This window comes from Pseudoclavibacter sp. RFBG4, assembly GCF_002931515.1.
GTDB lineage: Bacteria > Actinomycetota > Actinomycetes > Actinomycetales > Microbacteriaceae > Pseudoclavibacter.
This window is the reverse complement of the sequence record NZ_PSYC01000010.1, coordinates 1-1,210: the sequence shown is the minus strand read 5'-3', so window position 1 is coordinate 1,210 and position 1,210 is coordinate 1. Positions and strand designations below refer to the sequence as shown.

The window sequence follows — 1,210 nt, the reverse complement described above, 5'->3', positions numbered from 1 at the left end:
AGTCGTTTTCGGGGAAGCCGAGGTTGATGCCGCCGTGCTTGGCGGGATCGAGCCAGCGGCTGGTGACGGCTTTCTCGCGGGTGTAGAAGTGGAAGCCCTGGAGGCCGTAGGCCTTGGAGTCGCCGAACGCGGAGTCTTTCCAGCCGCCGAAGGAGTAGTAGGCGACGGGCACGGGGATGGGCACGTTGATGCCGATCATGCCGACCTGGATCTCGTTCTGGAAGCGGCGGGCGGCGCCGCCGTCGTTGGTGAAGATCGCGGTGCCGTTGCCGAACTGGCCGGTGTTGATGAGCTCCACGCCTTCCTCGAAGCTCTTCACGCGCACGATGCCCAGGACGGGGCCGAAGATCTCTTCCGTGTAGGCGCGGCTGGTGGTGGGCAGGTTGTCGATGAGGGTCGGGCCGAGCCAGAACCCGCCCTCGGCGCCTTCTGCCGCGATCTCGCGTCCGTCGACGAGCACGTCGGCGCCGTCGTCGTGGGCGATCTGGATATAGGAGGCGATCTTGTCGCGGTGCACTTCCGACACGATGGGGCCCATGTCGGGCTCGGCGTGGGTGTCGGTGGGGGTGCCGTCACCGATGCGGAGCTTCGCGATGCGCTCCTTCACCTTCTCGATGAGCTCGTCCGCGACGGGCTCGATCGCGAGGACGATGCTGATGGCCATGCAGCGCTCGCCCGCGGAGCCGTAGCCGGCGTTGATGGCCTGGTCGGCGACGAGGTCGAGGTCGGCGTCGGGGAGCACGAGCATGTGGTTCTTCGCGCCGCCGAGGGCCTGCACCCTTTTGCCGTTCTTGGAGGCGGTCTCGTAGATGTACTGCGCGATGGGGGTCGAGCCCACAAACGAGATCGCGGCGACGTCGTCGTGGTTGAGGAGGCCGTCGACGGCCTGCTTGTCGCCGTGCAGGACGTTGAAGACGCCGTCGGGCAGGCCCGCTTCCTTCCAGAGCTCCGCGAGCCAGATCGCGGCGGAGGGGTCCTTCTCGCTCGGCTTGAGCACGACGGTGTTGCCGACCGCGATCGCGATGGGGAAGAACCACATCGGGACCATCGCGGGGAAGTTGAACGGGCTGATGATCCCGACCACGCCGAGGGCCTGCTTGATGGAGAACACGTCGACGCCGGTGGAGGCGTTCTCGGTGAAGTCGCCCTTCATGATGTGGGGGAACCCGGTCGCGAGCTCCACGACCTCGAGGCCCCGCTGGATCTCGCC

The 1,210-nt window shown here is 66.9% G+C and carries 1 protein-coding gene; it reads right to left on the bottom strand.

Translation table 11 applies throughout. The annotated features are described in order from the left end of the window. Positions 1 to 1,210: CoA-acylating methylmalonate-semialdehyde dehydrogenase (mmsA, locus tag C5E10_RS02710; RefSeq protein WP_104330330.1), on the bottom strand; the 1,210-nt coding region annotated here is incomplete at both ends.